The sequence below is a fragment of the Cupriavidus sp. YAF13 genome (genome assembly GCF_052113425.1).
GTDB lineage: Bacteria > Pseudomonadota > Gammaproteobacteria > Burkholderiales > Burkholderiaceae > Cupriavidus.
The window spans coordinates 128823-154071 of the sequence record NZ_JBFRDD010000012.1; the positions used below are offsets into that span (position 1 = coordinate 128823).

Sequence of the window (25249 nt, forward strand, 5' to 3'; positions counted from 1 at the left end):
CAAAGGGCAGCCATCACGCCGTGCTGATCAGCCTGCGCGCCAGCGCGTTGTACTGGTCGGCCGTGTCCTTGAGCGTCAGGCCATCGAGCGAGCGCGCGACCCGTGGCTGCGCCAGCGCCGCGGTCAGCGCCGCGCCATAGGCGGCGGCGTCGCCGGTGTCCAGCAGCTGCACGCCGGCGAAGTCGCGGGCGAATGCGAAGGCGGGAATGCCGCTCGCCACGACCGGCATGCCTGTCGCCAATGCCTCGAGAAAGGCAATGCTGTGCGCCTCCGACGCCGACGGCATGGCAAACACGGATGCGCCCGCCAGCAGCTCCGGGATGTTGGTCTGCGGCCCGTTGACCCGCACCCTGCCGGCCAGGCCCAGCTCTTCGACCAGGGCGCAGACCTTGACGTAGTAATCGGGATCTTCGATCACGCCGACCATCTCCAGCCGCGCGTTGGGCACGCTCTTGAGCGCCTCGCGGAACGCCAGCACGGTATGCAGCTGGTTCTTGATCGCCGCATAGCGGCCCACCTGGATGACGAGGCGCGACGCCGCCTCGCGCTGGCCAGCGGGCCGCACAAAGAAGCGCCGGGTGTCCACGCCATTGGGAATCACCGCCATCAGCGGGTGCGTGCCCACCGAGTTGATGTAGTCGCGCAGATTCCCCTGCGACACCCCGATCACCGCGCGGGCGCGCGTGGACAGCATCCGCTCGACGTAGCGGAACATGGTGCTCTCGAAATCGTTGGCGGCGGAGTGCATCACGTAGACCACTGGCACCCGCGACGGCAAGGCCCGCGCGTAAAAGGCCGGGATGGTAGCGTGCGCGAAGATGATGTCCGGCTGGTAGTCGCGCAGCACGCCGCGCAGGTGCCAGAGCCGGCCGGCCAAGCGCCGGGGCTGGTCCGGAAACAGGCACAGCACGCCAGCCGCATCGAGCTGCGCGCGCAGCGCCGCGAAGTCCTCCTGCTGCGGCATCAGGGCCGACACGCAGACCGTGTCGCCGTGGGCCTGCTGGTAGATGGCCAGGTCTTTCGCCAGCATCTCCGCACCTGAAAGGCGCGGTGCCAGCACAAGATGGAGAATCCGCATCACACCCTCCTCATTTTCAGGATCTGGTAGAGCATCCATGCCGCCGCGACCGCCAGGCCCGCCGTCATCGACCAGGCGATGCCTTGCGCCCCCCAATAGCGAGTAGCCGGCGGCACGGTGGCCAACAGCACGCACACCTGGAGCACCGAGGCATGCGTGGCGGCCTTGGGGATGCCCACGGCGCGCAGGTAGGCAACCAGCACGGCAATCAGGCCGCCAATTGCCATGTTGATGGTGAAGATGCGGAACAACGGCACCGCGCCGAGCCAGGCCGGCCCCAGCACCAGCAGGAACAGCGGCTCGGCCACCAGCCGCAGCACCACCACCACGATCGCCAGCCCCAGGCCGCCGATCAGCACGAAGCGGCGCAGCAGCACCGCGTCCGAGCCATCCTGCTTGCGGAAACGGGCAGCAAAGGTGGGAAACAGGTACTGCGAGATCGCGATGCCGGCATCGGCGAGCAGCATCTGCGCGAACTTGGACGACATCTGGTAGGCGCCCAGCTGGGCCGGGCCGAGCAGCTTGCCAACGATGACCTTGTCGAACTGGTTGAGCAGCAGGTTGACCACGCTGCCCGCCCAGATCCACCGGCTGAAACCCATGTAATGACCGATGCCGGCCCACTTGAGGCGCAGGGGCGGCCGGGGGCGCATGCTCAGCCAGGTGAGCGCGGTCTTGACGGATTCGCCCGCGAGCAGCCCGATCAGGATGGACATGGCGCCCGCGCCAGCGAAGGCGCATGCCAGGCTGACGCCGCAGTCGGTACCGGCGGCCGCCACCTCGATCCCGGCAATATGCTGGAAGCCCCGGTCGCGCGTCACCACAAAATAGGCCGGCGAGGCCAGCCCGCGGATCAGCGGCAGGGCGGCGGCCAGCTGCAGCAACAGCAAGGAACCCGCGAGGTGGAACTGCGCCTCCAGCAGCGGCGCCAGCGCGACCAGCAGCAATGCCACCCCCGCGCCCCGGCACGTCAGCGCGGTCCAGAGCGCACTGAGCTGGTCGGGGGTGGGCGTTTGCTTGTCCTGCACCACCGCCTGGGGCAGGCCGGTATCGCTGAGCGCCTCGGCAATCGCCACGGCCAGCAGCGCCACGGCGGCGATCCCGACCGCCGACGGGCCGAGGATGCGCCCGACCATGAGGAACTTGATGGCCACCAGCCCCCGCACCAGCACCTGCTGCCCCAGCACCCACGCGGCCGAACTGGCATGCAAGCCGGTCAGCGGCAGGAAGAAGGCATTCCTCAGGGATCTGGCCATATTGCCCCACCATGGGTTGAACACCAATGCCAGGCACAGGTGCGCGCCAGCCATGAAGCACAACTTACCGTAGGCGCGGCAACAGGAATCGCCATCGCCTAGCGTTAATCCGTCACATACGCTCAGCGCCGGAGCAGGCGTGCGCGATCGGGCCTCGCTGACCCTTGCCGCGCCTTGCCGGCCAGGGCCAGCCTCCGCCCGCCTTTATCCGCCAAGCCGGCCCGCAAATTGGCGGCCGGCGCAAAGACGGCGGTGCTAGTGTGGCAACATCCGCAACCCGCCGCACACCGGGCTCGCCCCACCGTGCCTGGAGCCGCGATGTCCGAGCCGACCGCACTGATCATCGAGCACGATTTCACCGGCCACCGCTGGCGCTATGTCGAATGGGCGGTGCAGGCCTACACGGAGGCCGGCTACCACTGCCTGGTGGTCACCGACCCCGGCAACCAGGCGCATCCGCTCGCCCAGCGCATGCTGGCCGCGCAGGATCCTGCCGCCGGCATCGTTGCCGGCTTCGTCGCCAGTATCGTCTTTACGCAGCCACCGCCCACGGTGGGCAGCGGGCTCGGCAAGCTCAGCTACGTGCGCTTCTGGCGCACTTTCCACCATGCCTTCCAGGTTGCCGCCGGCCTGCGCGACATCTCGCTGGTGGTGGTGCCCTATGCCGACTACTTCCTCTACGTGCTCCCGCTGCTTGGCTCGCCATTCGCCAAGGTGCCATGGGTCGGCATTACGATGCGCGCCAACTTCCATCACAGCAAGGTGGGCGTGAAGTCGCCGCACCAGCCGCTGGTGAACGCGGTCAAGAGCTGGCTGTTCCGGCGCGCCGTCGAGTCCGGCGGCATGAAGACGCTGCTGTCGATCGACCCGACCTTGCCGCAGTGGTATCCGCGCGGCAATGGCCGCACCGCCCTCGCTTACCTGGCCGATCCCTGCCCCGACGCGCTCCCGGCCGATCCCGCCGCCGCCAGGCTGCGGCTGGGGCTGGGCCAAGGCCCGGGAGGCCCGAGGCATGGCGCCGGCACCTGCCTGCTGGTGTACGGCGCGGTCACGGAACGCAAGGGCATTTGCGAGCTGGTCACCGCGCTGGCCGGCCACCCACGCGCGCCCACGCTGGTGGTGGCCGGGCAGCAAGACCCGCAGATGCGCGCGTTCCTGCAGGCGGCCGCGTCCACGCTGTCGCCGCCGCCCGTGATCTTCGACCGCTTCATCACCAACGAAGAAGAAGCCGACCTGTTCTCCGCCTGCGACGCCGTCTGGCTCGGCTACAAAGGCCACTACGGCATGAGCGGCGTACTGGTGCAGGCCTACCGCTTTGGCAAGCCCGTGATCGCCACCACCGACGGCCTGATTGGCTGGTTCTGCCAGGGGCAGGAACTCGGGCCAGTGCTGCAAGACCTGTCCGGCCCCGCTATCCAGCGCGCGCTGGACCAGCTCTCCTGGCCCGTGGCCGCAACCGCCCCGCCGGCCGCATCCGCCAGGGCCCACCTGCTGGCCCGGCATACCTTGAGCGAATTCAAGCAGACCCTGCGCCGCGCGGCCGCCTGACGCTCGCTTCCGATACAAGCCGTACCCGTTCAGGGTGCCGCTGCACGCGCAGCCATGGCAATGCCATGGCCACGAATCCATATCACCCTGGGTCGACAGCACGCCGTGCGCAAGCGCACCGGCAGGAGGGGCCTTTGCATGCATCGCACCGCAGACGCGCACACGCGCGCCCACAGCCGCTTCGTCGAACTGGATTTCGTCAGGGGCCTGGCCATCATCGCCGTCATGGGCATTCACTTCCATACCGTCGACACCGGCAGCCGCCTGATCTGGCTGCTTGAATATCCACTGAAGAACTTTGGGCGGGAAGCCGTCACGCTGTTCTTCACGCTCAGCGGATTCCTGGTGGGCGGGTTGCTGCTGCGGCAGTACGCGCAGACCGGCACTGTCGACACGTGGCGCTTCTTCATTCGCCGGATCTTCAAGATCTGGCCGGCTTACTACTTGCTGATTTTGGTCCACGCGCTGGCCGGCCATCATGCGCGCAGCACCTTCTTGCTGCAGAACGCGACGCATCTGCAGAACTATCTGGGCAGCACCATCGCGCAGACCTGGAGCCTGGCGGTCGAAGAACACTTCTACCTGCTGCTGCCGATTGCACTGCTGCTGTGCGCGCGCTGGCGGCTGACGCCGGGACGGTTGCTATGGCTGCTGGCGACAGCGTGCGTGCTGGTCTTGCTGGCCCGCAGCGCGGCCGTTGCCGGTGGCGACATCCGGGGCGCCTATGTGTACACGCAGTATCGCGTCGACAGCATGCTGTTTGGCGTGATGCTCGCAGTCCTGTACTGGATGAAGCCCGGCATCTACCACAAACTGGCGGCACGGCGCGGCTGGCTGGCCGCCGCCGTGGCGGGACTGCTGGCATGGCTATTGTTCTGCCAGGCCGATATCGTGATCGAGGAAAGCATCGGCTTCACCATCCAGTCCATCGGCTTCATCGCCCTGATCGTGCTGGTGCTGGAGCATTCAGGCCGCCTGCGCGACAGCGTTGCGTACCGGGCGATCGCCTGGATCGGTGTGTATTCCTATGGCATCTATCTATGGCATACGGTGGCGCGCACGCCCGGCGCCCTGATCATTCATGAGGCTCTGGCATATGGGCTGCCCCCGCCGATGGTCTGGGTGCTGGCGCTCGTCATGCAGTTCGCCATTGCGATCGCGGCGGGCTACCTGACCACCCGTGCCGTTGAATTGCCTTTCCTGCGGTTGCGCGACGCGCTCTTTCCGGCGGGCACGCGCCCGGCGTAGTGCGGAGCCGCCAAAACGCCCCTTGCGAAAGGCCAATCGCGCCAAATTGCCGGCCAGCCACGTTTTCACGTTCGATAATTTTCCCGACAGGAACGTAATGAATGAATTCGCGTTCCTGCGAATGCAGGATGCACGATGCAGCGCGCAAGACGATGGATTCCCCCGTGCGGCGATGCCCAGCATTGCCGAGCGCCGCGGGGCCACCCAGTGAGAGGCGGAACATGGATACCGAAGCTTATGCCGATTGTCTCGATGTGGTCGGCGATCCACGCGGGGCTGGCCGTGACAATAGCCGCGAGGCCAATCGCGAAAGCAACCGCGATGCAAGCCGGGACAGCCTGGCCAGCACGCCGGGCCACCGCGTCATCGACCTCACCCGCGCCGGCAAAGGCAACTACGTGCGCCGCCGCGGCCTGCTGGTCGAGGCGGCGTGGTTCCTGGTCGAAGCCGGCATCATCAACAACAAGCTGAATCCGTTCTCCGGGCTGCGCGTCGCGCTGCTGCGCCTGTTCGGCGCTCGGATCGGCCAGCACTGCCGGCTGGTCCACCCGCTGCGCATCAAGTCGCCCTGGAACCTGGAAGTGGGCGATGGCTGCTGGTTCGGCGTGGATGTGTGGATCTACAACCAGGCCAGCATCCGCATCGGCTCCAACGTCTGCATCTCGCAAGGCAGCTTCCTGACGGCGGGCTCGCACGATCTGGACAGCAACATGGACTTGCACGTCGCGCCGATCGTGATCGAAGACGGTGTGTGGATCACGTCCAAGTGCGTCATCCAGAAAGGCATCACCATCGGCCGCTCGGCGGTGGTCACGCCGCTCTCGGTGGTGCATCACTCGCTCGAGGCCGAAGGCATCTACGGCGGCAATCCGTGCCGGTTCATCCGCAAGCGATTCGACCCGCCCGGCCACGCCGGCGCCGCCATCACGACCCCGTCCGGCCCCCTCTAAGGAGAACAGCATGGACTACCAGGCAAGCCGCGACGTCAACCCGACCAGCCGGTCCATCGAACTCGATTTCGTTCGCGGGCTGGCCATCATTGCCGTGATGGGAATGCACTTCCACACGGTCAGCACCGGCAGCCAGTGGGTCGCCCTGATCGAGTATCCGCTCAAGAACTTCGGGCGCGAAGGGGTCAACCTGTTCTTCACGCTGAGCGGCTTCCTGGTCGGGGGGCTGTTGCTGCGCCAGTACGCGCAGCACGGCAGCGTGGATGCGCGGCGCTTTATCATCCGCCGCATCTTCAAGATCTGGCCAGCCTACTACGCCCTGATCCTGTTCCATGTGCTGGCCGGCCGCCACCCGACCAGCACCTTCCTTTACCAGAATCTCACACACATGCAGAACTACCTCGGCTCCTCCATTGCGCAGACCTGGAGCCTTGCCGTGGAAGAACACTTCTACCTGTTCCTGCCAGCGCTGGTGCTGTTGTTCGCCCGCCTGCGCGTGCGCGCCGACACCATCCTGTGGACGTTGGGCACCTTGTGCGTGGTGGTGCTGGCCGCGCGCTGCGCCGCGGTCGCCAGTGGCGAGCTGGAAGCCGCATCCGCCTACACGCAATATCGCATCGACAGCCTGCTCGTCGGCGTCATGCTGGCCACGGTCTACTGGATGAAGCCGGAACTGTACCGCCGCATCGCCGGGCAAAAGCTGCGGCTGCTGGCCGTGGTGGCAGGCACGGTCGTCTGGCTGGTATTCCTGCAGCGCAACCTGGTGCTGGAGGAGAGCATCGGCTACACCATCCAGGCCATCGGCTTTGCCGCGCTGATCGTGCTGGTGCTCGAATACTCCGGCGGCATACGCGGCGCCAGGCTATACCGCGCGGTGGCGTGGATCGGCGTGTATTCCTACGGCATCTATCTGTGGCACTCCGTAGCGCTGGCCCCGGGCGACGTGTTTATTCGCAAGGCCAGCACGTTCGGCATCCCCGTCATGGTGGCCTGGGGGCTAGCCCTTGCGCTGCAGTTTGCCGTTGCGATCATCGCCGGCTACGCCGCCACGCGCGCGATCGAGTTCCCCTTCCTGCGCATTCGCGATGCGCTGTTCCCGGCCCGCCGCCGCGGCACGCCCGCCGCACAGCCGGCCGAGCAGCACGCCGCGTGAGCTGACCCGACGCCGTCCCCGCAGGCGTCAGCCACGTGCCGCGCGGGACTCGAGTTACCGACCGCCAATACCCCAGGGCATGGCCTTGCCCCCGGGGGAGGAAGGCCAGCAACCGAGCGGCAACAGAGGAATCAAGGTGAATCACAGTGGCTAGATATACACAGTCCTTCAAGGAACGCGCCATTGCGCGGATGCTGCCTCCCGAGAACGCCAGTGTTGCGCAGGTGTCCGCCGAGATGGGGATATCGCCGGCGGCGCTGGAGCGCTGGCGCGCGGTGGCCCTCGCCCCACCCCCTGCCAACCCGCCCGGCGCCGGCGAAGCACGCCTGGATGCCGTGCTTGCCACCGGCGCCATGGGCGAGTTGCAGAAGAGCGCCTGGTGCCGCGAAAATGCGATCGACCCGACCGAGCTGGAATGCTGGCGGCAAAGCGCCGCGGCGGCGCTGGCGGACAACCGCGGGATTGGCGCAGTGCGCAGGCGGCACGAGCAGGATCAGAAGCGGATTCGGGAATTGGAGAGGGAGTTGCGGCGCAAGGAGCAGGCGTTGGCCGAAACCGCGACGTTGCTGGTGCTGACCAAGAATGTGACTTCGTTGTTTGCTGCGCCTGAGGATAAGTGATTGCGGTGATTGCGGGCTGCTGGCGCGGTCCGCGACAGCAGGTAGGCCCCTCAAAAAACGACCCACCCACGATCACCTGCGCCACAGCCGGATGCCCCTGGCAAGAGCGGCCTCCCAAGCCTCCTACCTCCCCACATACCCCTCCGGCGCAGTCACATTCCCCTGCGCCACGGCAGCATTGGTGGATATCACATAAACCGGCGTCTCCGTCAAAGCCAGTGCAACCTGTCCATTCGAGTAAGCCACGGACGCCGCATTCCCCATCATGTCCAGCACCGTTACCTGCCCGCTGGACCCGGGTGCATCTACCTGCAGGCTATAGGCAGCGTTATACGTCGCGCTGAACCCCGTAGCCGCGCTCCAGTTGGCATTGTTGTGCGCCCACAATGCCGTCACCACGCTGCCATTGTTGAGCCGCTGGAATGCGTAGCCGTAGAGGCCGAACGGCAGTCCGTTGAGCGGCCCCAGCGTATTGGTGCCGTCAATCAGCCGGGTCATCGCCGCTACTGCCAGCGCGGCGGGCTTCGGGCTGATCTTGGCGGGGCCGTAGGTGCCTTGCGGGTTGACCAGGTCGAAGAACAAGCCGTAGCCGGCAGCGTCGGTGGGGATGTCCGTGGCGTAGAACATATAAGTCACGTCCGCGCCCTCTCCTAGCAATATCAGGTGCGTGCGGGCAACCACCGCGCCATGTGCGTACAGGACGTTCTGCGTCGGGTAGTTCGGGCCGTATGCAGAGCCGAGGTCGTAGCTGATGCCGGTCTCGGTGACGAACAGCCGCGCGCCGCGCTTGAGCTGGGTCGCGACTGCATGGCGCAGTTCGCGCATGGCGGCCGGCAGCGCGTTGGCGGCGTTGGAAGGATCGCTGTTGCCGACCAGGCGCTCTGGCGGATGCGATGGCGAAGTGCCTACGTCGTAGTAGCCGTGCGCCGTCACGCCGTCGAGATACTGGGCGAAACCCAGCGGCGCCAGCCGGTTCAGCCAGACGGTGTTCTCGCGCACCATGGCGTTGGTGGTGCCCATGATCACCGCGCTCGGGTCGGTGCTGTGGACGCCCTGGAAGGTGGCCTTGTACATCGCGGTGAAGTTGGTATCGGTATCCAGCCACGGCAGGCCGCCGTTGTAGTCGGGTTCCCAGGTCACCTGATAGTAGTTGGCCGATTGCGCGGGGAAATACCGGGTCCGCACCGTGTTCGACTCCTGCCCCACCCGGGTCATGTAGTCCTGGTAGGCCGGCAAGGATTTCGGCGCGTAGCTGTGGGTGGCCACGCCGGTGGGACTTGCCCAGGCGGGAATGCCATCGAGCTGGATCAGCCGCATCAGGTCGCCGGGCTTGAAGTACGAGGCGAGGTGGTCCACCGCGGGATTGAACGTATTGGGGCCGTTGGGCTCTTCCACGTACCAGTTGCGGTTGTCGTTGACCCACGACAGGCCCAGCGCGGGATAGAGCGGACGATAGCCGTCGCCATCGCAGCAGCCTTGGCCGGGCAGCAGGTAGGCCGCGCCTTGCCCGCCGAAGCGGTGCAGGTCCTGGCTGGCGTAGCTGACCGCTGGGAGCACCGAAGAGACGTCGGGCAGTACACCGAATGTCGCAATGCCGCCGGGCCGGGTGCCGCGTGCGAGCAGCGAGCCCGCGCCGGAGGCCAGGCTTGCCGATCCGGCGAAGTAGCCTGACAGCGTGGACGTGCAGTTCAGCGTCGACACGATCGCGCCGGCGGCGACCGGGAACTGGCCGCTGGCGCGCACCTTGTTCCAGGTGTCGGAGATCTGCCAGTTCACCGTGTCCGCGCTGCCGGCGCGGGTGGTCACGCTCACCTGGAAGGTACTGCCCGAGGCGAACATCCGCGTACCATCGCCGCCCGGGGTATCCATCTCGATGGCATCGCCACCGCCCGCCGCGGCGACGCTGCCGGCGGGCGCGGTGCAACTGAGCATGCCGCTGCCCGTTGGCGTCACTGGCGTATTCGGGGTGGTGGGTGTCGTGGGCGTGGTGGGCGTCGTTGGCGTGGTGGTGCCGGTGTCCTCATACGAACACGTCTTGCCGAAGCCGGGCGCGGGGTCGCCGAACACGCCGTTGTTGCAGGCCACGCCATTGGTGAAGGCCAGGGTGACGTATTGCGTGGCGGTCCCGTAGCGGACCTGGCGCGTGCCGGTAAAGCTGCAGAAGCCGTTTTCCGAGCTGCAGGCAACCCAGGTGCTGGTGGCCGGGGGCGTCGTCGAGCCGCTCGTGCCGGAGTCGTACCAGCAACTCTTGGCAAACCCGGATGCGGGGTCCCCGAACACGCCGTTGTCGCAACTGGTGCCGCCGGTGAAGGTCTTGATGACGTACTGGGTATCGGTGCCGTACTTGACCTGGTGGGTGCCGGTGAAGGCGCAGATCTGGTATTCCGAGGCGCACAGCGTCCAGGTGACGTCCGCTGGCTGCAGGGTCGCCGCGGGGGTTGCGCTGGTGGCGTCGCCGCTGCGGTCACCTCCGCAACCCGCGATGGCAAACAACAGCAGCAACAGGATGCCGGCGCGCTGCAAAGCAACGCGTATCCAAGGGCTCCCTGCAGCCGGGGCCGGGTTCGGGCTGGTAAGCGTCGACATGGCTTCCCCATCGTTTGGCCTGCGTCGGGTCAACGCGGGCGCAACAGTAACGCGGTAACGCACGGACCCCGTAGGCCCCCGAATGAATGGAAAACTGGCGGGCGCTGGACGCGCCATGCTCATGCAGCCCCTGGCGGAGGCGATTTATTCGCGATGCTCCTGGCGCGGCCAGCCGGAGCATGACCGTAACGCAGGGCATGTGAGACGCGCGGCCTGCAAGACCACAGCCGCGGCGGGGTTGAGTGAGCCCTCCGGCGTAGCTGGCAGGGTCCGGGCCGAACGAAGCCTGGCGCACCACGGTGGTGAGCACGCCGGATAGAAGTTTACCCGCACGCCCCTGGCTCTGGCCGCCAGGATTTAGTGTTTATCGGACGAAGCCAGGGCCGCAGGCACCTGCGGCACTAGTAGCAAATCACCGGGGCGTAATACGGCGAGTAGTGCCAGATGATCTGCTGGAATGGCGCATGGCGTCCGTAAGCCACCGTACAGAGCCCGAGCAGGGCAACGCCGGCGATCAGGCATTTGCCCAGCCGCTTCGGCGCGCCCTGGCAGGCGCGCAGCACCCAGAACGCCACGGCGCCGCCCAGAAGCCACCCGGCGATGACCTCGGCCGGCGTATGCGCGCCCAGGCGCACGCGGCTAAAGCAGATCAAGGCCGCCAGCATCAAGCCGAGCACGAAGCCGGCCTGGCGCCACGAGGCCCGGAAGCTGCGCAACAGCAAGCCGAGGAACACGGACCACACCGCCGACGAGAGCATCGCGTGGCCGCTGATCACGCGCATGTCGAAGCGCTCCAGCACCGTGCCGCAGCCGGTGTGCAGCAGCTTGCTGGCCAGCACCAGCGCCGCGGCCGCCGCCAAGCACAGGGCCCAGCGCAGCGCCACCCGCCACCCGGTGCCTTGCAGCAGCCACAGGCCGGTGGTCAGCGCCAGCGGCAGCGTCACCGCGGCATCGCCGAGGTCTGTGATCCGGTACCAGTTCATCGTGTTTCCATCAGCTTGCGTTGGCGTGCAGGCGGGCGAACGCGCCGCTGAGCTCGCCATCGATCACCATCGATGGCGCTGCCGGCTTCCCTGTTGGCGCCTTCCCCTTCCTATTGGCCACAATGTATGCCCCTCGCGCAAGGCCAGGGCGGCGCGATGCATGCGCTGTCGGAATACAGCGAACTGTTGGCAGATGGCGCGCGCCGCGCAGCGATACGCTGGCTTCGCCACGGCTGGCTCCGGGACCATGCCATGCGGCAGCAGCCGCGCGCGCCAAGGCAACCGACCGGCAAGACGCCAAGCCTTTCAAACCAGACGACGGGGGTAGTTTCATGCTCAAGATCAGGAAAGCCGTGTTCCCGGTGGCCGGCCTCGGCACGCGATTTCTGCCGGCCACCAAGGCCAGCCCGAAAGAGATGTTGCCGGTGGTCGACAAGCCGCTGATCCAGTACGCCGTGGAAGAGGCGATGGCCGCGGGCATTACCGAGCTGATCTTTGTGACGGGGCGCAGCAAGCGCGCCATCGAGGATCACTTCGACAAGTCCTACGAGGTCGAGGCCGAACTGATGGCGCGCGGCAAGCAGCAATTGCTGGACCTGGTGCGCGGCATCAAGCCGGCCCACGTGGATTGCTTCTATGTGCGGCAGGCAGAGCCCCTGGGACTGGGCCACGCGGTGCGCTGCGCCAGCAAGCTGATCGGGGACGAGCCCTTCGCCGTGATACTCGCCGACGACCTGCTGGACGCGCGCACGCCCGTGCTCAAGCAGATGATCGAGGTGTTCGACCACTATCACAGCTCCGTCATCGGCGTGGAGGAGATCCAGCCGCAGGATTCACGCGCCTATGGCGTGATCGACGGCAAGCCTTGGGACGATCGCATCTTCAAGATGTCCGGCATCGTGGAGAAGCCTGCGCCGGAAGTGGCACCGTCCAACCTTGGGGTGGTGGGGCGCTACGTGCTGATGCCCAGCATCTTTGAATTCCTCAACGCGCTCAAGCCGGGCGCCGGCGGCGAGCTGCAGCTCACGGACGCCATCCAGGCGCTGCTGGCGCGCGAACAGGCGCTGGCCTACCGCTATGAGGGGCGCCGCTTCGATTGCGGCAGCAAGCTGGGCTACCTGAAGGCCACCGTGGAGTTCGCGCTGCGCCACGCGGAAGTCGGCGCACCGTTCGCGGAGTACCTGCGCACCGAATGCGCCATCGTCGCGCAAGCCCTTGCCCACGGCAACGAGCGGCTGGCGCAAGCGGCGATCGTGGCGCCCGGGCTGCAAACCGAAGCACAAGCCGAAACACAAGCCGAAGCACAGGGCGAAGCGGAAACCGAGAGCGATGCGCGCTTGATTCCGCTGGCCGCCTGACCCTGGCCGACGCCATGCCGGCGCGAAGCGCCGGGGCCGTCCCGCAGCCGGCCCCGGTCAGCGGAAATATGCCCTTGTGTTCTCGTGCACCTCGCCATGCGCCAGCAGCTCGGCCGGCGTCATCCAGCAATACTCACTGTGCTGGTCAGGTTGCCCGAGCGGCGCGCCGCCGGGCATGGTCCACGCATAGGCGAGCACCACGTAGTGCGTGGAGATGCCGGGCTCTGCGGCGAAGTTGTCCGGATAGTGATGTTCGAACACGCCGCGCGGCGCGGCATCGCTGCGCTCGACCCCGGTGAGGCCGAGTTCGTCCGCCACGATGCGCCGGAACGCGGCATCCAGGCCTTCGTCCTTGCGGATGCGCCCGCCCGGCACGAACCACGACCCTTGGGCAGGCCGGTTACGGCGCCGGCCAAGCAACACCCGGCCTTGCACATCGGTGACGAGCAGGTCGATCGAGACCAGCGGGGTGTTAGCAACCACGCGGAGGAAATCCGATTTGGCAAGCATTGCGCGCGCGACTCCAAAAGACGCCAAAATCGAAAGACTACCATCTGCTTGAACCTGCTTTAGCTTGCTTGGCCTAGCCGCGATCCGCTTCATCCCGCAGCAAGCGTGCTGCCCCGAAAAAAGAACAGCGCCGGCATGCATGCCGCGCGGGGGGCCGGGAACACATCGTTCCGCCTTGGGGCTGGACCGAATCCCGTCGACACGAGCCTGCCGGCGCAGAAAGACGCCTCGCCCACCGGGGGATAGGCGAGGCGCAAAGCACGGGCAAGCGGGTCAGACCTGTCCGCGACGTATGGAGCCTACCTGCGGCGAGGTGATTCGAAAGTGGGCTAGCGCACCAGGCGTTGCGCCCGGCGAACAAATGGCGGATGGCGACTGCCTGGCGCACCAAGCGCAGGCAATGCCTTAAAATTCTCCCGCCGCTGCCGTTATTTCACTGGCGGCCAACTGTCACTGGCCGCGCGCCAGACTGCGCCACCGCGCGCGACGATGCCCAGGAATTCCTATGCAATACGACCCGATACAGCTCGCCCAGCTCGGCTGCATCCTTATGGTAGTGCTGTGCACGGCACTTGCCATCCGGCGCAACCGCAAGCGGACCCGTGTCGACCATCGCATCTCCGAACTGGAACGCCAGCTCCGTGAACGCGCGCCAACGCGCCGCGACACGGCTGGCGAAGCGCGCATCTTCGGGTAACGCCATGGGCTGAGCGCACGCCCGGCGGGATGCGCGCCCCACGATGCACACCGCGGCGCAAATTGGCGCGAGAACAGCGATGGAAAATAGGGGCTTTTCCCCATACGATGCCTTAACGCTAGTACGTATCATCCGTCGCGTGACAAGTCGCAGCGCATAAGTTATTAAATCCGATAGCTGGACCACAAGCGGCTTTGCCGCCTGGAACGACTTGCTTGCCGGTCTTCGCAGCGTGACTCCAGCATTGCCCACACAGGCCATAGAGCCAACGGGGCAGGAGCAACGTGGTGTGGATGTCGCGGGGTGTAAAAAGCCATTCTTCGGAATGGCTTTTTTTATGGGGCTGACCGCGTCGATGTGCCGCGCCCCGCACGGCGTCGTATCACTCCTTATATACTCCGCCACATCTATCAAGCGCCCGCACGGGCCGGGAGAGCGGGCGTGGATCGACTGCAGGCCATGAAGACTTTCGTCACCGTGGTGGAGACAGGCGGCTTCACCGCCGCCGCGCGCAAGCTGGATATCTCGCTATCGGTGGTCAGCCGCATCGTCAACGAGCTGGAAACGCACCTGGGCGTGCGCCTGCTGACCCGTACCACGCGGCTGGTCCGCATGACCGACACCGGCGCGGCCTACTTCGAGAACTGCCGCCGCCTGCTGAGCGAGATCGACGAAGCCGAACTGGCGGCAACGGGCGCGCATGCGGCGCCGCGCGGCCAGCTTGCCATCACGGCTTCGGTGCTGTTTGGCGCCGCCTACGTGATGCCGATCGTTACCGAATACCTGAACCGCTACCCGGAAGTCGACGCGACCTGCCTGTTCCTGGACCGGATCGTGAACCTGGTCGATGAAGGCATCGACGTGGGCATCCGCATCGGGACGCTGCCGGATTCATCGCTGCAAGCCGTGCGCGTGGGCCAGGTGCGGCGCGTGGTGTGCGCGGCGCCGTCCTACCTGGACAGGCACGGCGCGCCGCAAACCCCGGACGACCTCGCCAGCCATGCGACCATCCTGCCCAATGGCGCCAACAATACGGCGGAGTGGCGCTTCAACCGCGACGGCACGCCCGTCGTCACCCGGCTGCAGCCGCGCCTGACCACCACCACCAATGACTCCGCGATTGCCGCCGCCGTGTCCGGCTTTGGCGTCGTGCGGTTGTTGTCGTACCAGGTGGCCAGGCAGCTGCGCGAGGGCTCGCTGCGCATCGTGCTGGCCGACGTGGAGCCGCCACCCCTGCCCATCAACGTGATCCACCGGGAAGGCCGCCATGCCACGCGCAAGGTCCGCGCCTTCCTGGACCTCGCCATCGAAACGCTGCGCGCGGACAGTACGCTGAACACACCGGCAAGCTGACGGGGGGCGCCAGGCGCCCGGATTCTTCTCGCAACGAGAATAGTGCCTTCTCGCCGGGGCCGTTTTTCGTGCTTCGGGACGCACCTATGATCCATCCAAGCACACGGACCGGACACGGCGCAGGCGGGCCTTCTCCCAAGACCCCTTCAAGACCCCTTCGGACCCTGTGCCAGCTGCCACCGGGCGGCGCCATTCACCCAACACGCCGAGGTTCACCGCCATGCAAGTCTACTGCCACCCCCTCTCCGGACACTCGCACCGGGTCCGCCTGTTCCTGTCGCTGATCGGCGCCCATGCCGAAACGATCGAGGTCGACCTGGCCAAAGGCGCGCACAAGGCCCCCGAATTCCTCAAGCTCAACCCGTTCGGCCAGGTGCCCGTGCTGGTGGACAACGACACCGTGATCACCGATTCCAACGCCATCCTGGTGTACGTGGCCAAGAGGTTCGGCAAGACGGACTGGCTACCCGAATCGCCCGCCGGTGCCGCCGCGGTACAGAAATGGCTATCGGTCGCCGCCGGCGAGATCGCCTACGGCCCGGCCGCCGCGCGCCTCATCACCGTGTTCGGCGCCCCCTACAACGCCAAGGAAGTGATTGCCCGCGCGCACGTCATCCTCAAGCGCGTTGACGACGTGCTGGCCAAGGGCAAGTGGCTGGCCGCGGGCCACCCCACGCTGGCCGATGTGGCGCTGTACAGCTACATCGCCCGGGCACCCGAGGGCTTTGTSGATCTGTCGGACTACGCCAACGTCAAGGCCTGGCTGCAGCGCATCGAAGCCCTGCCGGGCTTTGTGGCGTTCAAGCAGACCCCGGCCGGCCTCGCCGCCTGATCCGCACGCCAGCCCACTAACCTGGCCACCGATCGCCGCACAGGAAGGAGCACCCGCCATGTCCGCCCAAACCCATTCATCCGCGCAACCCTGGCACGCCGGCGAGCGTAGCCTGCAGGCACGCGCAGGCATTGCCGGGCACATGGAGGATGTCGGGCGGCGCGTGGTGCGCGACTACATGCCCGACCAGCACCGCGAGTTCTTCGCGCAACTGCCCATGGTGGTGCTGGGCGCGGTCGCGCCGGATGGCCGGGTGTGGGCGACGCTGCGCGCCGGGCAGCCGGGCTTTCTGCACTCGCCGGACGCCACCACGCTGAATATCGCCATGGCCCGCGAGCCCGCCGACCCGGCGGACGCCGGCATGGAAGACGGCAGCGCCATCGGCCTGCTTGGCATCGACCTGCTGACCCGCCGGCGCAACCGCATGAACGGGACGGCCCAACGTGTGGCCGGTGCCGCCGGTGGCAGCGACGGCGTGCTGCGGATYGACGTGGGGCAGAGCTTCGGCAACTGCCCGCAGTACATCCAGAAGCGTGTGTTCGAATTCACGCGCGCGCCAGACATGCCCGCCCCGGCGGCGGCGCAGCACTTCACCGCGCTGGATGCGCGCGCACGCGTGCTGATTGGGTCCGCTGACACGTTCTTCGTCGCTTCCTACGTGGACCTCGAAGCGGGGGAGCGCCAGGTGGATGTGTCGCATCGCGGCGGCAAGCCCGGCTTTGTCCGGATCGATGCGGACGGCGGCCTGACCATTCCCGACTTTGCCGGCAACCTGTTTTTCAACACGCTTGGCAACTTCGTGGTCAACCCGATCGCCGGTCTCGTCTTTGCCGACTTCAGCACCGGCGAACTGCTCCAGCTCTGCGGCAAGGCCGAGGTCATCCTGGACTCGCCCGAGATCGCCGCCTTCCAGGGCGCGGAGCGCCTGTGGCGCTTCCTGCCCGAACAGATCGTGCGCCGCGACGATGCACTGCCGCTGCGCTGGCAGCCGCAAGCCGATGGCGCATCGCCAAACTCGCTGATGACCGGCAGCTGGGACGAAGCGGCCGGCCGCCAGCGCGCCGCGGCGCTGGCCAACGCCTGGCGGCCCTTGCGCGTCGCGCGCATCGTCGATGAAAGCAGCGTGATCCGGTCCTTCCACCTGGAACCCGCTGACGGCGCCGGCCGCGCGGCACATCTGGCAGGCCAGTTCCTGCCGATTCGCGTCACGTTGGCGGGCCATGCGTTGCCGGTGACGCGCACCTACACGCTGTCGGTGTCGCCGGCGGACGATGTGTACCGCATCAGCGTGAAGCGCGAAGGCGCGGTGTCGCGCCATCTGCACGACAACGCCAAGGTCGGCGACCTGATCGAGGCCCGCGCGCCGTCCGGCGCCTTTACCATCAACGCCGCCGAGCGCAGGCCAGCCGTGCTGCTAGCCGCTGGCATCGGCGTCACGCCGATGCTGGCCATGCTCCGCCAAATCGTCTATGAAGGCCTGCGCAAGCGGCGGGTCCGCCCGACGTGGTTCTTCCACTCGGCGCGCACGGTGGCCGAGCGCGCATTCAGCAAGGAGCTTGCGGCGCTCACCGAGAGTGCCGGCGGCGCGGTGGAACTGGTGCGTCTGCTGAGCGACCCGAAGGACGCCGCCCGGGTCAAGGACTACGACGTGTCCGGGCGCATCGACATCGACCTGCTGCGCGCGCGCCTGCCCCTCGACGACTACGACTTCTACCTGTGCGGGCCAACCGCGTTCATGCAATCGCTCTACGATGGCCTGCGCGCGCTGAACATCTCCGATTCACGCATCCATGCGGAAGCCTTTGGCGCATCGTCGCTGGTGCGCAAGCGCGACCTCGGCCGCCCGGCCGCGCCCACCGCCAGGCCCGCGCTGCAGCCCGTGCCGGTCGCTTTCGTGCAATCGGCCAAGGAAGCCCGCTGGACGCCCGGCAGCGGCTCGCTACTGGAGCTGGCAGAGCAGCGCGGCCTGGCGCCAGCCTTCGGTTGCCGCGGCGGCAGCTGCGGCTCGTGCAGCACGCGTGTACTGCAGGGCGCGGTGGCTTACGCCGAAGCGCCGGAGTTCGACGTGGCGCATGACGAAGCGCTAATCTGCTGCGCGGTGCCAGCGGCAGTGGATGCCGACGGAAACCAAGCGGTCGTGCCGCTGCAGCTGGATCTTTGAGCGGCGTTGACGGCGAGTGCCGCATTCGAAGATTCGTCGCTTTGGACGACGCATGGACATGGCGCGCTCGCGACACTGCATCAGGCTCCCTGCCAGATTCCATTCCAATGGCTGGCTGGGCACAATCCTGATCTTGGCAAAGGAAGCGTCGTGACTTACACAGCGTTTGACTTGAGTGGAAAGGTTGCCGTCGTCACCGGCGGCAACGGCGGTATCGGACTCGGCATGGCCGAGGCCATGGCGGCGGCAGGTGCCGATATCTCGATCTGGGGCACCAATGCCCAGAAAAACGCGGACGCCGCCGCGCGCCTGGCCGCGCATGGCCGCAGAGTGCACACCGCCATCTGCGATGTCGGCGACGAGCGCGCGGTGCAGGCCGCGTTTGCCGACACGGTGGCCACCCTTGGCCGCGTCGACGGCTGCTTTGCCAATGCCGGCATCAGCGCGCGCGGCGGGCGCTTCGAGACGATCACCACGGAGGACTGGCACCGCGTGCTGCGGGTCAACCTCGATGGCGCATTCTTCACGCTGCGCGCCGCCGCGCGTTGCATGCTGGAGCAAGGCGAGGGCGGCGTGCTGGTTGGCACAGCCTCGGTCGCCGCCATCGAGGGCGCCGCGCGCAACCAGCACTACGCCGCCACCAAGGGCGGGCTGGTCTCGATGATGCGGGCACTGGCGGTGGAATACGCGCGCCACGGCATCCGCGCGCACTCCATCCTGCCGGGCTGGATCGCCACCGACATGACCGCCAAGGGCCAGGCGGATCCGACCTTCCAGGAAATGGTGGGCAAGCGCGTGCCGATGCGCCGCTGGGGCGAGCCAGCCGACTTCGGCGGCATCGCCATCTATCTCATGAGCGCCGCATCGCGCTACCACACGGGCGATACGCTGGTCATCGACGGTGGCTACACGTTGTTCTGAGCATTCGCCGTCCCTGGCGCTGCCATCGGACCCTCCGGCCACGCTGGCTGGCCAGATGGCCAACGTCCGCGATGCCCAGCTCGTATCCGGTGGCCGGCGAGCGGCGCGTGGCCTCCATGGCGATGAAGCCGTTGCCGCCCGGGCGGGCATCGACGATCACCGGCTGGTTCCAGTCCCGGCCAAGCCGGTCGCCAATCAAGCGGGAGACGGCATCCGGGCCGCTGCCGGCCGGGAACGGGCTAAGCAGGCGGACTGGCTTGGCAGGGAATGTCTCGGCGTGTGCAGGCAGCGCGCCGCCGAGCAGGCATGCGGCCGCGACCGCCGCCGCGAGGGGGCCTCGAATCATCTGTGTCTCCGTCTGGTTTTATCTGGTTTTGATTTCTGTTCTTTTCATGCTTGTTTGACCGGATACTAGATGCGCCATGCAGATGCTGAAAGATGGCAAAATCACTCCGTCGATGCCCACTGGTTATCACCATGAAACTCCACCACCTGCGGGGTTTCGTCGCCATCGCGCAAACGCGCAGCGTGCGAGGCGCCGCCCGCAAGCCAGCCGCGTCACACCTTGCCACGCTCTTTGAGCGTGCCGCCGGGCATTACTCGGCGCGTTCGGACTAACCGCCGTGCGTGATCCGCTGCCACCCTCCTGGCAATACCTGCCCGGCCCGCCCGTGGAGCGCTTGCGTTCCTGGGGCTGCAAGCTGTCCGGGTTCAGCGAAGACCTGGGAAGGACCGTCAGGCGGGTCGAAGTGGCCTGTGCGCGCATCAAGCTGATCATCGGCTTCGATGGTGGATACCTGCTGGGCGCCGGCGCGCAGCAACGTCGCTACCAGGCCTTCGTGGCCGGCATGCCGGGCGGGCCGGTGACCGTAGAGCATGACAGCGCGCAGTCCTGCATCGAAGTCGAGTTGCCACCCTGGGCGGCCTACAGCCTCTTTGACGGGGCGTCCGAAGTGCTTGCCACGCCGATCGTCGATCTCTCTGACCTCTGGGGCAGCGAGGCCGGCCTGCTGGCGGAAGCGCTGCATGAAGCGCAGGACTGGGAGACACGCTTCGCGATGGTCGAGCGGATGTTGGCGAAGCGCCTGAGCGGCACCCGCCGGGCCGTACCAGCGGCACTGCGCTGGGCTTGGGACGAACTCGATCGCCGGCACGGCGGCGCATCGATCCGGCAGCTAAGCGACAAGATTGGATGGAGCGGCCGGCACTTCGCGGCTTGCTTCAAGGCGCATATGGGGCTCGGACCAAAAAGCGCGGCGCRGTGCCTGCGCTTTGGCTGGGCCCACGCCCTGATGGCATCGGACCCTGGCATGGCCCTCAGCGACATTGCCGCGGCGTGCGGCTATAGCGACCAGAGCCATTTCACGCGCGAATTCCAAGTATTTGCGGGATGCTCCCCGGCCGCCTATGCGCGGGCCGGGTTTCCCGATGCGCCGGGCAAGCCCGCGTCATTACTCGACGCGGCAGCCGCCGCTGATTAGCCGATTGGGTGCAGGTCATTTTTTTCAAGACAGCCTTGGCCGCCGCGCCGGATACTCCGGGCTCAACGTCATCCATCAAGGGAGTGTCCTATGCCTGGCAGCGTGTCTTACCTTGAGATCGGCGGGCAGAATGCCCAGGTCTCGCAAGACTTTTTCCGTCACTTGTTCGACTGGCCGTTCCAGCCGACGGAGGCCCCTGGCGAGGGCTGGTTCCGGACGCCGTCCATCCAGGTCGGCTTGCATGGCAATGACCCGGCGCGCCAGGTGCTGGTGTTCTTCCGCGTTGCGGACATGCCCGCCGCTGTGGCAAAGGTGAAGGCGCTGGGTGGACAGGCCGACGACCCCGGCCCAGGCGAGCCCGGCTTCGGCATCTTCTGCCTGTGCCGCGATCCCCAGGGCGTGCGCTTCGGGTTGCATCAACCCGCAGCCGGGCAAGCCAGCTAATCCACCTTGTTGAACAAGCTGCTCCCATGGTCGTGCAGCAGGGCGATCAGCCGGCCGGCCGCCGGCGATAGCGCCACATCCTTGCGATAGGTCACGCCAAAATTGCGCACCAGCGTGGTCGCCGCCAGCGGCACCTCCTCCAGCTGACCGCCGCTTGCGCGCAAGGTGCGCCGCGAGACAAAGGTCAGTAGTTCGGTGTCGGCGACCACGCGCGGGATCAGCGGGATGGAGTTGGTCTCGATCTGCGCCACGGGCCGGGGCAGGTCGCGCGATTCGAAGGCATGGTCCAGCCAGGTCCGGCTGGCCACCGCGCGGTTGGGCAGCGCCCACTGATAGCCGGCGAGCTTGTCCAGCGTGACGCGCCGGGTCTTGAGGATCGGATGGCCCGTCACCGCGGCCACCACCACGGTGTCCTTGAGCAGCGTCTCGCAGTGAAACTCCTCTTCCTCCTCGGGCACGAAGCCCAGCACCAGGTCCAGCCGCCCCTCCCGCAACTCGTCGCGCAGCTCGTAATTGTTGCGGATGGTGAGCTGCAGCATCACGTTGGCGGCTTGCCCGAGCAGCATGCTGCAGATCCGCGGCAGCAGGTATTCCGCACCGAGCGGCCCGCTGCCCAGGCGCACGGTGCCGGCCACGCCGCGCGCGATGGCGCCCACCTCGTCGCGCAGCAGGTCGGCCTCCTGCAGCAGCGAGGTGGCGCGCGCACGCAGGGCGATGCCGGCCGTGCTGAGCTTTTGCCCTCTGCCCTCGCGCTCGAACAACTCGGCGCCAAGCGACGCCTCCAGCCTGTCGATGGCCTTGGTGAGCGTGGGCTGGCTGCGGTGCACCAGCTCGGCCGCGCGGCGGAAGTTGCCCGCGCCGGCCACGGCTAGGAAGTACTTGAGATCGCGAAGGTCCATGGGAGCGTGCTGCCGGAGCAGTCCTGACTGATTACTTTTTTTGAACAGATACCAAAAATTATAAGCTGGACGGAAACTAATGCGCGAGCAAGAATTCGGCCGTCRCACCGGGCCTTTGCCCTTTGCCCAACGCCTTGATCAGCCTGAGCGCCATGCCAACTACCGTACTCGTCACCGCCCCCCGCCTGGCGCCGGCCGGCGTCCGCCTGCTGGAAGCAGCGGACGCGCGGATTCTCTACCTTGCCGATGCGAACGGCGCCAACGATGCTGGCGAGGTGGCCCGCATCCTCGCTGCTGAGCCCGTGGACGCCGTCATCTCGCGCACGGTCGCACTGAGCGGCGCCGCCATCGCGGCATGCCCCACGCTGAAGGTCATCTCCAAGCACGGCGTGGGCGTCAGCAATATCGATGTGCAAGCCGCCACCGCGCGCGGCATTCCCGTCTATGTCACGCCCGGCGCCAACGCGCAGTCGGTCGCCGAGCTCACGCTTGGCCTGATGTTCGCGGCAGCGCGGCGCGTGACGTGGATGGACCGCGAGCTCCATGCCGGCCGGTGGTCGCGCGCGCAGGATGGCATCGAACTGCATGGCCGCACGCTGGGGCTGGTTGGTTTCGGGCAGGTCGCGCAGCGCGTGGCCACCGTCTGCCTGGCGCTCGGCATGCCGGTGGTGGCGTTTGACCCGGCGCTGGCCGGGCGCGCCAGCCCTGTCGCAGGCGTGGCGCTCGCCGATTCCCTCGACGCGCTGCTTGCGGCCAGCGACGTGCTGAGCCTGCACGTGCCCCTGAACCAGCACACCCGCAACATGCTGGCCGCGCCGCAGTTCGCGCGGATGCGGCGCGGCGCCATCCTGATCAACACCGCACGCGGCGAGGTCGTGGACGAGGCCGCGCTGGTAGCCGCGCTGCAAAGCGGGCAGCTCTACGCGGCCGCGTTGGACACCATGGCCGCCGAGCCGCTGCCCGCGCACAGCCCGCTGCCCGCGCTGGACAACGTGGTGCTCACGCCCCATGTGGGTGGCTCCACGCCTGCGGCGCTGGCCGCGATGGCAAGCGATGCCGCGCGCAATGTGCTCGGCTTCCTGCAAGGCAAGCCGCCCGCCGCCACCGCCTGCGTCAATCCGCAGGTGCTGGCCGCCCTCGGCGCGTAACACCGCGCCACACACAACAGCAAGAAACCAGGAACGCTGACATGAGCAACGAAGCCACCCAGGCATGGCCCGCGGGCTACCGGATCAACCCTTGCGCCGCCGGCCCCGCGCCAGACATCGTCGCGGCCTTCCGGGAGATGCCGGTGGCTGCCATTGGCGATGCCATGAGCCGCAACATCGGCACCATCGGCCTGCGCCCGTATCACGGCCGCCCCGACACCGTGCTGTGCGGGCCGGCCGTGACCGTGCGCGTGCGCCCGGGCGACAACCTGATGATTCACAAGGCGCTGATGATGGTCCGCCCCGGCGATGTGATGGTCATCGACGGCGGTGGCGACATCACGCAAGCGCTGGTTGGCGGCCTGATGCGCACCACGTGCGTGGCCAAGCAACTCGGCGGGCTGGTGATCGATGGTGCCGTGCGCGACGTGCTGGAGTGGGCCGAAGACGGCATGCCCATCTTCGCGCGCGGCCACACCCACCGCGGCCCGAGCAAGGACGGCCCGGGCGCGGTCAACGTGCCGGTGTCATGCGCCGGCATGGCCGTGATGCCAGGTGACCTGATCGTGGGCGACGCGGACGGCGTGATCGCGGTGCCGGCCACCGAAGCCGCCGACATCCTGCAGCGCACCCGCGCCCACCTGCAGAAGGAAGCCAAGATCCGCGCCGACAACGCCGCCGGCACCTCGGACCCCGAGCGCTTCGATGCGGCACTGCGTGCCAAGGGACTACCGGTCTGAATGCGGCAGGGCACCCCCGCAGGGGTAGCTGGAAAAACAGGAGACAAAACATGCAACGACGCCATTTCCTGCAGGCCAGCGCCGCCATGACGCTGATGGCCGCCGGCTTGTCCCGCGCGCAAGGCCCGTGGCCACAAAAGCCGATCCGCCTCGTCGTGCCCTTCCCGCCGGGCGGCGGCACCGACATCACCTCGCGCCTGATCGCCGAGAAGCTGACCCTGACCGACCAGTGGACGCTGGTCATCGACAACAAGCCGGGCGCTGGCGGCAACATCGGCCTGGACGCGGTAGCCAAGGCCGCGCCGGACGGCTACACCATCGGCATGGGCCACGCCGCCAACCTGGCGATCAACCCCGCGCTGTACCCGAAGATGCCGTTCGATCCGCTGAAGGATTTCACGCCCATTGTCGGCGTGGCGGAACAGCCCGTGGTGCTGGTGGTACGCCAGGATTCCCCGCTGCACACGCTGGCCGACTTCATCAAGGCGGCCAAGGCGCACAACGGCGACATCGGCATCGCGCAGGCCGGCAACGGCACCGTGGGCCACCTGGCCGGCGAGATGCTGGCACGGCGCGCGCTCGTGCGGGTGCTGCAGGTGCCCTACAAGGGTGCCGGCCCGGCCATGACCGACCTGCTCGGCGGGCAGGTGGACGCCTACTTTGGCAACGCCGTCTCCGTCATGCCGCAGCTATCCGCCGGCAAGATCCGCGCGCTAGCGGTGACTTCGGCCAAGCGCCTCTCCTCGCTGCCATCCGTGCCAACGGTGGCCGAGCAAGGATTCGCCGGTTTCGAAGCCGCCACCTGGCTGGGCCTGGTCGGCCCCGCCGGCCTGCCGGCCGACGTCACCACGCGCCTCAGCGCTGCGACCATCAAGGTGCTCGCGCGCGCGGACGTGCAGCAAAAGCTAGCCCAGGAAGGCAGCGTGCCCACACCCCAGACCTCCCCGCAATTTGCTGCCCACATCCGCGCCGAACACGCCAAATGGGGCGCGCTGATCCGCGAGGCGCAGATCAAGCTGAGCTGACAATCCCAACCTGCTGGTATGTGAATGGCCTGGTTCCTGCAAGCGCCCGCCCTCTCCCCCTCTCCCGCAAGCGGGAGAGGGGAGCCAACCAGCGGCAAGATCAACCCATTGTGGTAGCCGTGTTTCCCGCCCGAAGGGGCGGGAAACACCCACGCGCGATGCGAAGCGAGCCGTCAAGGTTTACCTAGGCCGTATGGGGCGCCTCGGGATTCGGCGAAAAGAGCGGAAAAGAGGGACCCATGTCTGAGTATCGCCTTA

At 67.3% G+C, this 25249-nt stretch carries 24 protein-coding genes; 17 read left to right on the forward strand and 7 right to left on the reverse strand.

Translation table 11 applies throughout. The annotated features are described in order from the left end of the window. Positions 1-13: 13 nt before the first annotated feature. Positions 14-1078: a glycosyltransferase family 4 protein gene (locus tag AB4061_RS12795; RefSeq protein ID WP_441634221.1), complete on the reverse strand. Its 1065-nt coding sequence runs from the start codon at positions 1076-1078 to the stop codon at positions 14-16. Next, positions 1078-2334: an oligosaccharide flippase family protein gene (locus tag AB4061_RS12800; RefSeq protein WP_441634223.1), complete on the reverse strand. Its 1257-nt coding sequence runs from the start codon at positions 2332-2334 to the stop codon at positions 1078-1080. The genes AB4061_RS12795 and AB4061_RS12800 overlap by 1 nt, the downstream gene beginning before the upstream one ends. Positions 2335-2652: 318 nt before the next feature. On the opposite strand from AB4061_RS12800, the gene AB4061_RS12805 reads away from it, so the two are divergent. The 5 genes from AB4061_RS12805 to AB4061_RS12825 all read left to right on the forward strand — a co-directional run bounded on the left by AB4061_RS12805 (position 2653) and on the right by AB4061_RS12825 (position 7853). Further along, positions 2653-3882 (forward strand): glycosyltransferase, encoded by a 1230-nt coding sequence (locus tag AB4061_RS12805; protein ID WP_441634225.1) that lies wholly within the window; start codon positions 2653-2655, stop codon positions 3880-3882. Between the two features lie 138 nt (positions 3883-4020). After that, positions 4021-5130 carry an acyltransferase family protein gene (locus tag AB4061_RS12810; RefSeq protein WP_441634227.1) on the forward strand — a complete coding sequence of 370 codons (1110 nt, stop codon included), beginning with the start codon at positions 4021-4023 and terminating at the stop codon, positions 5128-5130. Between the two features lie 221 nt (positions 5131-5351). Then, on the forward strand, positions 5352-6080 hold the full coding sequence (locus AB4061_RS12815) for a DapH/DapD/GlmU-related protein (RefSeq protein ID WP_441634229.1): 729 nt from the start codon (positions 5352-5354) through the stop codon (positions 6078-6080). A 10-nt stretch (positions 6081-6090) separates the two neighbouring features. Further along, positions 6091-7233: an acyltransferase family protein gene (locus AB4061_RS12820; RefSeq protein ID WP_441634231.1), complete on the forward strand. Its 1143-nt coding sequence runs from the start codon at positions 6091-6093 to the stop codon at positions 7231-7233. Between the two features lie 146 nt (positions 7234-7379). Then, complete coding sequence (locus AB4061_RS12825) at positions 7380-7853, forward strand: transposase (RefSeq protein ID WP_441634233.1); 474 nt, start codon at positions 7380-7382, stop codon at positions 7851-7853. A gap of 123 nt (positions 7854-7976) precedes the next feature. Here AB4061_RS12825 and AB4061_RS12830 read toward each other — a convergent pair whose 3' ends face one another. Then, on the reverse strand, positions 7977-10439 hold the full coding sequence (locus AB4061_RS12830) for a hypothetical protein (protein WP_441634235.1): 2463 nt from the start codon (positions 10437-10439) through the stop codon (positions 7977-7979). 401 nt (positions 10440-10840) lie between these two features. After that, the gene (locus AB4061_RS12835) at positions 10841-11422 is read right to left on the reverse strand and encodes a phosphatase PAP2 family protein (RefSeq protein WP_441634236.1); all 582 of its coding nucleotides are present in this window, start codon (positions 11420-11422) and stop codon (positions 10841-10843) included. Between the two features lie 332 nt (positions 11423-11754). Here AB4061_RS12835 and galU point away from each other — a divergent pair, with 332 nt between their 5' ends. Then, the gene (gene galU / locus AB4061_RS12840; RefSeq protein WP_441634238.1) at positions 11755-12780 is read left to right on the forward strand and encodes a UTP--glucose-1-phosphate uridylyltransferase GalU; all 1026 of its coding nucleotides are present in this window, start codon (positions 11755-11757) and stop codon (positions 12778-12780) included. A 57-nt stretch (positions 12781-12837) separates the two neighbouring features. Here galU and AB4061_RS12845 read toward each other — a convergent pair whose 3' ends face one another. Next, on the reverse strand, positions 12838-13290 hold the full coding sequence (locus AB4061_RS12845) for a GDP-mannose mannosyl hydrolase (RefSeq protein WP_441634240.1): 453 nt from the start codon (positions 13288-13290) through the stop codon (positions 12838-12840). A gap of 505 nt (positions 13291-13795) precedes the next feature. Here AB4061_RS12845 and AB4061_RS12850 point away from each other — a divergent pair. The 5 genes from AB4061_RS12850 to AB4061_RS12870 all read left to right on the forward strand — a co-directional run bounded on the left by AB4061_RS12850 (position 13796) and on the right by AB4061_RS12870 (position 19254). Next, positions 13796-13987, forward strand: a complete 192-nt coding sequence (locus AB4061_RS12850) for a hypothetical protein (protein ID WP_441634242.1) — start codon at positions 13796-13798, stop codon at positions 13985-13987. A gap of 441 nt (positions 13988-14428) precedes the next feature. After that, complete coding sequence (locus AB4061_RS12855) at positions 14429-15340, forward strand: LysR family transcriptional regulator (protein WP_441634244.1); 912 nt, start codon at positions 14429-14431, stop codon at positions 15338-15340. 220 nt (positions 15341-15560) lie between these two features. Beyond that, complete coding sequence (locus AB4061_RS12860; RefSeq protein WP_441634246.1) at positions 15561-16172, forward strand: glutathione S-transferase family protein; 612 nt, start codon at positions 15561-15563, stop codon at positions 16170-16172. Positions 16173-16230: 58 nt separating this feature from the next. Next, positions 16231-18333 carry a 2Fe-2S iron-sulfur cluster-binding protein gene (locus tag AB4061_RS12865; protein ID WP_441634247.1) on the forward strand — a complete coding sequence of 701 codons (2103 nt, stop codon included), beginning with the start codon at positions 16231-16233 and terminating at the stop codon, positions 18331-18333. A 150-nt stretch (positions 18334-18483) separates the two neighbouring features. Beyond that, positions 18484-19254 (forward strand): SDR family NAD(P)-dependent oxidoreductase, encoded by a 771-nt coding sequence (locus AB4061_RS12870; protein ID WP_441634249.1) that lies wholly within the window; start codon positions 18484-18486, stop codon positions 19252-19254. Here AB4061_RS12870 and AB4061_RS12875 read toward each other — a convergent pair. Beyond that, complete coding sequence (locus AB4061_RS12875; RefSeq protein WP_441634251.1) at positions 19226-19600, reverse strand: Bug family tripartite tricarboxylate transporter substrate binding protein; 375 nt, start codon at positions 19598-19600, stop codon at positions 19226-19228. The two genes, AB4061_RS12870 and AB4061_RS12875, sit on opposite strands and share 29 nt — an antisense overlap. 131 nt (positions 19601-19731) lie before the next feature. On the opposite strand from AB4061_RS12875, the gene AB4061_RS12880 reads away from it, so the two are divergent. From AB4061_RS12880 to AB4061_RS12890, 3 genes are all read left to right on the forward strand, one after another. Further along, positions 19732-19872, forward strand: a complete 141-nt coding sequence (locus AB4061_RS12880; protein ID WP_441634253.1) for a hypothetical protein — start codon at positions 19732-19734, stop codon at positions 19870-19872. 5 nt (positions 19873-19877) lie between these two features. Continuing rightward, the gene (locus AB4061_RS12885; RefSeq protein WP_441634255.1) at positions 19878-20735 is read left to right on the forward strand and encodes a helix-turn-helix domain-containing protein; all 858 of its coding nucleotides are present in this window, start codon (positions 19878-19880) and stop codon (positions 20733-20735) included. 90 nt (positions 20736-20825) lie between these two features. Beyond that, on the forward strand, positions 20826-21179 hold the full coding sequence (locus AB4061_RS12890) for a VOC family protein (protein ID WP_441634257.1): 354 nt from the start codon (positions 20826-20828) through the stop codon (positions 21177-21179). Here AB4061_RS12890 and AB4061_RS12895 read toward each other — a convergent pair. Then, positions 21176-22078 (reverse strand): LysR family transcriptional regulator, encoded by a 903-nt coding sequence (locus tag AB4061_RS12895; RefSeq protein ID WP_441634259.1) that lies wholly within the window; start codon positions 22076-22078, stop codon positions 21176-21178. The genes AB4061_RS12890 and AB4061_RS12895 overlap by 4 nt on opposite strands. 152 nt (positions 22079-22230) lie before the next feature. Between AB4061_RS12895 and AB4061_RS12900 the strand changes: the two genes are divergently transcribed. Genes AB4061_RS12900 through AB4061_RS12910 form a run of 3 tightly spaced genes read left to right on the forward strand, consistent with a single transcriptional unit; the run spans position 22231 to position 24991 of the window. Continuing rightward, positions 22231-23226, forward strand: coding sequence for a hydroxyacid dehydrogenase (locus AB4061_RS12900; protein ID WP_441634261.1), 996 nt, complete (start codon positions 22231-22233; stop codon positions 23224-23226). A gap of 41 nt (positions 23227-23267) precedes the next feature. Then, complete coding sequence (locus AB4061_RS12905) at positions 23268-23966, forward strand: RraA family protein (protein ID WP_441634263.1); 699 nt, start codon at positions 23268-23270, stop codon at positions 23964-23966. Positions 23967-24016: 50 nt separating this feature from the next. Continuing rightward, entirely contained in the window at positions 24017-24991 is a 975-nt protein-coding gene (locus tag AB4061_RS12910) for a Bug family tripartite tricarboxylate transporter substrate binding protein (RefSeq protein ID WP_441634265.1), read from the forward strand. The last annotated feature ends 258 nt before the right edge of the window (positions 24992-25249 follow it).